The sequence below is a fragment of the Salinivibrio sp. PR919 genome (genome assembly GCF_001995355.1).
GTDB lineage: Bacteria > Pseudomonadota > Gammaproteobacteria > Enterobacterales > Vibrionaceae > Salinivibrio > Salinivibrio proteolyticus.
This window is the reverse complement of the sequence record NZ_MUFL01000123.1, coordinates 1-5902: the sequence shown is the minus strand read 5'-3', so window position 1 is coordinate 5902 and position 5902 is coordinate 1. Positions and strand designations below refer to the sequence as shown.

At 43.3% G+C, this 5902-nt stretch carries 4 protein-coding genes; 2 read left to right on the top strand and 2 right to left on the bottom strand.

What is annotated here, in order from left to right; all coding sequences use genetic code 11:
- The first annotated feature begins 329 nt into the window (after positions 1 to 329).
- Together BZG83_RS15555 and BZG83_RS16675 are read left to right on the top strand one after the other, a co-directional pair.
- A complete protein-coding gene (locus tag BZG83_RS15555) occupies positions 330 to 1211 on the top strand; it encodes a radical SAM protein (RefSeq protein ID WP_077481900.1) in 882 nt (293 codons plus the stop codon).
- A gap of 29 nt (positions 1212 to 1240) precedes the next feature.
- Positions 1241 to 2011, top strand: coding sequence for a hypothetical protein (locus BZG83_RS16675; RefSeq protein WP_077678271.1), 771 nt, complete (start codon positions 1241 to 1243; stop codon positions 2009 to 2011).
- Here BZG83_RS16675 and BZG83_RS15550 read toward each other — a convergent pair.
- Positions 1932 to 4994, bottom strand: coding sequence for a glycosyltransferase family 2 protein (locus BZG83_RS15550; protein ID WP_077481898.1), 3063 nt, complete (start codon positions 4992 to 4994; stop codon positions 1932 to 1934). The genes BZG83_RS16675 and BZG83_RS15550 overlap by 80 nt on opposite strands.
- Positions 4987 to 5808 carry a glycosyltransferase family 2 protein gene (locus tag BZG83_RS15545; RefSeq protein ID WP_077481896.1) on the bottom strand — a complete coding sequence of 274 codons (822 nt, stop codon included), beginning with the start codon at positions 5806 to 5808 and terminating at the stop codon, positions 4987 to 4989. Before BZG83_RS15545 ends, BZG83_RS15550 begins: the two co-directional genes overlap by 8 nt.
- Positions 5809 to 5902 lie beyond the last annotated feature (94 nt).

Here is a 5902-nt window from a genome sequence, read left to right as displayed (position 1 = left end):
ATCCCGAACTATTTTAGAATCGGCCTATATGATCACAGCCAGAGGTGATCGTCAAACCGATCCTTTTTTGGTCAAAAAACGTTCGCGATCTCGCCCTGGGTGGAAGGTGAGGTAGATGAGTGGATGGGGGATGTACTTAAGGTTCGTGATTTAAATAGTTTAAGTTCACGATGCGGGTAAATATCTGAGTATTTTTACTAGGCCGTGTAACAATTGCTTACATGTAACAATTACTTTATCTTACGATGATAGTGAACGACATATCATCGTGTTAGGTTGAGATATCGTTTGGCGAAGGCATTTACAACAAAATTAAAAGAGAGGTCATTGTGGCTTTGCGTCGTAATGAAGAACCATTTAAGTACTCGCGTGGCTATCCTCATAAGTGGTTTTATGTTGTTAAGTTTTGGTTCAAGCTAAAAGCTTTTTGGCGATGGATTCGCATTCAGAAGCCAATGACTAAGTTGATGGGTTACCAATATCAGGTTGCTGATGACTTGATTGAAATAGATATCACCTACCAGTGTAACTTGAAGTGCAATAACTGTAATCGCTCTTCAGCCCAAGCCCCATCGAAAACACATATTGGACTCGATGAAATAGCCCATTTTGTTGACGATAGTCTAAGCCAGAATAAGCACTGGCGAAAAATACGTGTATTAGGTGGAGAACCAACGCTACATCCCGAGTTCAGCGAGATCCTTTCGGAGTTATATCGCCTGAAGCTTGCTCGTCCTGCTCTGACTATTCAGCTTGTCACTAACGGCTATGGTCGTCACGTCAACAAAGTAATATCGATGCTGCCAGAGTGGTTGTGTATTGAAAACTCAGCAAAAACTGATTCCGTTCAACCAGATTTTGGCCCATTTAACTTAGCTCCTGTTGATAGCTGGTCCCACAAGTTTAGTGACTTCTCGAACGGGTGTGATATCGCAAAGACTTGCGGTTTAGGTCTAACGCCTCAGGGTTATTATCCTTGTGCGGTTGCTGGTGGTATTGACCGAGTATTAAACCTAAAAGGTGGACGGCAGCGTTTACCATCCAGTGATGATGAAATGCGTGATCTAATGAGGCGTAATTGTGGCTTATGTGGACGATTTCGAGATGGCCATTATGTTCCTCCAAAACTACGCCCTAGAATATTTGAGCAGCAGACTTCAGCAACATGGAAGAAGATTTATCAAGATTGGGAAAGCAACAGAAAATCTTAGTTCTTGCTTGACTTCAAAAGGCATAGAAAGTGGATGAATGGCATATTGTTGGCAATGGTCCGGGTGACTTAGTCATCAAAAAAAATGAGAAAGTTATTCGATTTAATCAACCTTTGACCATCGCTTCAAGCGCTGACTTGTTGATTACCAATAGTAAGTTGGCAGGCATCAAGACAGGCGTTCTTGTTCAAGGCGAAGTACCAAGCAAACTATTTTGTAAAAAGCTAGAAGCACATGGGAAGGAATTGGAGAGCCTATTGGGGTGTAAACCTTCAATTGGTCTGCTCACTCTCAAGACAATGCTGGAATTTGGTGTCACGATAAATGTTAGTAGGATGACTTTGCTGCCTTCACTAGAGAGGCCCCTAGATTATAATAAACGGAAAGCGCTGCCGGCTGCATACCATAACTGGCTGGGAGAACGGCGTCTCGCATCTGGTTGGATGGACAAATTAAATTGGCCAGGCTTTGAAATGAAGCTAGTGCGTCATGACAAAGTGAATGACGCAACAATCACTCGACACTGCTTCAAGCTTCAGTCGTTGCCAAGCTTACCAAAAGAAGAAACGACTCAATTATTGAAAGGTCTATCCGAGGTTAAGCCTATGACATGGTTGGAGCACATTGATTCTTCGAGCTTAAAGACCTTAGAGTCACTATTTTTTGTTTTAAGGGGGAGTAGCATCTCCCCAAACTGGTGGCTTTACGACAACGAATTGTCTACTGTGGTAAACCGTCTTCAAAAAAATCTGGCTTTGGCTCAACAAGCTCTATTCCTCTCCGAGAAAGTGAAGGCATAGACATAATTTCTTGAACCATTTGGTTATTGCGCTCTTTTTCATCTCGGCCCAGCTTTTTGCGTATGTGCCAATAGGTGTAGCCTGTATCTAAGTAAATAGGGGCTTTTGCGAGTTCCGCCATAGGTAACATGGTTAAATAATCTGTAGCCGAATCGAACCACTCAGAGCTGTCTTTATGTTTGTAATATTCCTCAGGGACTTTTTCAAATAACGCTTTGGTGAAGACTCTTAGGTGGCTCCATACATTCGCACCCGCAGCAAGCCTAGGACTAGTATAATCCGGCTGGTATAAATGCAGTGGTTTATTAGGGCGGAACATAGGCATCTGAATTAAGTCTGCCCCCTGTTTCTTAGCCGCATACAAAGCATCAACAACATTGGGTTGCATTAAGCAGTCATCTTGGTCTAACACTGCAACCAGGGTGCTAGGGTCTTGGCAGATTTCTTTTATTGCCAATATGAAGTTTGGCATTCTCCCAGTATTAGAGCTACGCCTTACTAAGGTAGTTTTAGCTTGTAGCTCATCCAACAACATTGGATAACACCAGTTATGAACGGCGCCACTGGCATCGTCAATAAGGACAATACCAAAATTTTGATTTGTCTGATTTCGCAAAGACTCTAGGCAGCGTCTTAGCAGGGCATGGTCTGTGTACCTACCTTTCAACAAAAAAACGACTTTTTCGCGCCTTTGCTCATATTGCCAATGATTGCCGGGTACCCAATCAAACTCCTCATGTTGCTTTGTAGGTTCTTTTCCCTGGGCAATTAGATCTCTCGCTAATGAAAGTTCAGAAAAGTGTTTGTGCTCGTTTCTAGGATGAACGTAGTAACTTCGTGGATCGCCACCACGTACAGCGCGAAGTCCTCTATGTTTCATTGCTTGCTGTAGTGCACGATGCCAGGTGAGAGTGAACTTGCCTTCGTCCAAAGGATTATCAATTGGTAGTTGATTGCGAATCTTAGCAAGATCTAAGAGTCCGAAACGGACTTCGGGAGCAAATTCGCCTGGCTCTCCTTTATAAGGATTGAAACTAGAGCCGCTTTTGGGAATGTTGAAGCCAACGGTAAGCACATCCTCAGGCTTACAGGCGTAAATCATGTCGGCGATATAATCATGGCTCCAATTTCGGCGACCAATAAGCACGTCTAAATCGCACTGCAGTAGATATCGAGTCGTAACTTGGTCAAATCCCCAGATCTGAGGGAATAAGGGAGCATTTTGAATGGTATGTGTTTCTCCGCAATCAGATTGYGCAAACCATTTTTCATACGTTGTATTTATGGTTGTTGCGCTTGTAGGGGAAACTAGCACGGAGTCAATTAGTCCATCGTCTCTCAGCTTCTCGGCTTGTTCAATAACGGAGGCTAGGTTTGGGTTTGAATACTGGCGTAAAAATTGTCCCTCGTGAGGATCAATCAGAAGAATTGTTTTAGCGAAATTAACTGGGTAGCGCAGCTGCGTCACGATATGCAGTACTTGGTCAGTAAGTACCTCTGCATCTTGTGCGCAGGCTTTAATCATTAGAGTTACTGCATCGCTCTTAGATGAGGCCATCGGGGTTAGTGCTTGGCAAGGTTCGACGCATTGTGGATGAAGCTCTGTGATCAACTTGTGGTAAAACTGCTCGAATCCGGGAAGGCTCATTAAAGCATCATCTTGTCTTCGCCAACTCCGCCGACGCACGAGTTCTTCGTCAGCATTAGCCAGTATTCCAATAGAATAGAGGCGGGCGCACATATCCCGAAAGTGTGAGGAGGTTAGAGGCTGTATGTCCTTTCCGATATCAATATATTCCAAGTCTCCTTGTGGAGTGACAATTAAGTTATCTCGCTTGATGTTGAGAGTGCAAACTCCAGCGCGATAGAGTTTTTTGAGGTAATCTACAATGGATTTTTCGGAAAGTTTCTCGTTAGTTAATGCATTACTTTGGAAGAAGGTGCTGTACTGCCAAATTCCATCACACTTTCTCCAAGTCGCCGTCGGAATTGGAGCATCTTTTTCAGCGAGTAAGGTTCTCAGGCTTCGGACTTCGTTGTCAGAAATAGCCCAAGGGTAAAACTCCTTAACCACTTGATTATGCTGTAGCCAAACCGCCCCTTCCATACCAACACCAAGCAGATGGCGATTGGTAGACAATAGAGTGCTCCATGTTCTTGCAACATAGGCAAGCCTTTTTCTCTGCTCTCGCCAAATTTCGTTAGTCTTATTTTTCTTTGTATCTTCTCCATCAAGAGAATAGATGGCATAAATAGGATAAGAACAAACTGCTACCTTAGAAGGATTTAGCATTAATAGTTTAGTGACCAACCAGTGGTCTTCTGCGCTTCTGATGTTTGGGTACCTGATACCCAGATTGGTCTTGAGTAATAAGTTGSATGACGGGAGCTCGTGTTGTTGCTTGGCTGAAGCAAAATCATCGATAAATCTCGCTAAACTTAAATGATTACAGAGCTTGTTTGGATTTGCGATATTGTTATTTTGGAGAATCACATCTTCTTTTCTCAGCTTATTGCTTCCCAGAGCTGCTACTTTATCTGTATTGCGAACGGCGCTCCATAATCCATGTAGGCTATCTTTAGCAAACAGTTCATCGTCAGCGTCTAATCTTGCAACCCATTTTATACATGGCTGTGTATCTGCCCAGTCTAAGAGAAGGTTTCGTGCTCTAGCTGGTGACCCGCATTCTGCTTGTAAAAGGGTAACAGCTGGATGGTGAAGTAAAGCACTTGCTTCTGATGACCAACTTATATCCGAGCTATCATCCAGTACAACAATGCGCGCAACCTGCTTTTGAGTGAGACACTGATTTATAGCGCTGTTAAGCGCTCGAATGAGATATTGTGGTTGGTTTTTATGGGCAATGGCGATTACTACTTCAGCAGAGTCAAATTCTGGTGAGGAAGTGTGTAAAACTTGCAAATTACGATCGCACAAGATCTTAGTGTATTTAATGGGCGCACGCGAGTAAAAGTTAGCCATTGACACTCTCCAGCAGTTTTATTTCGTCTAATATATCGTTCTTGGAAAGCGCAAACAGCTCTGCAGCGCGTTCGAAATAAATATCCATCTCACTTCGTGACATTTTCTCTCCATGAAGTTTTAGAAACTGCGCACAGCCGTGCAGTTTCTGTTTAGAGCCAGGGGCTGATAGCGCATCGGGTGATTGATTGCACATCCAATCAACGGTCGCCAAATTGGTATAGCGAATGGTGGCCAAGCCTGACTCTAAAACTCGAATCGCAAAATCCTTATCATTTCCACTGGTTAAGCCGTCAGTGAAACCACCAATTTTGGTAGCAAGCCCAGTCTTAATAAAGGTATTTGAGCCTTGCCATCCTGGGTTACCAACTAGAAAGTCACTGGCCTCAAGACCTTTGGGAATATTAGTAGCGACCGTTTTGTTATTAATCTTCACATTGATACCAGACAGAACGATATCTGCCGTTCCTTCTTCACTGCTAAGTAGGCAAGAAGACAGATGCTCTGGCTGCCAAACATCATCATCATCGATGATAGCGATATAGCTATTTGGGAAGTTATCAGAGATATAGTTGATACCGGTATTCCAACTGCCAGCGGCGCCGGACGCACGTGAATTGACCAACACATGCAGCGGAATACTTTTGAGTTCAGAGCGAAGGTTCTCTACTTCATGCCGATCTAGTGAGCGTGTATCTGATACGAGCACAACAGCTTTAGGTTGGCATGTTTGATTGGTGACAGAAGGAAGCGCATGCGCAGAAACAAGTGAAAGCCTGGGCGTTGTAGCGATAAGTACAATGACATTATTCATTATTGGGACTTTGATTGATGATTAACTTGATTATAATAAGTAAATTGATGAGTATGATGATTAACTTGATTATAATAAGTAAATTGATGAGTAT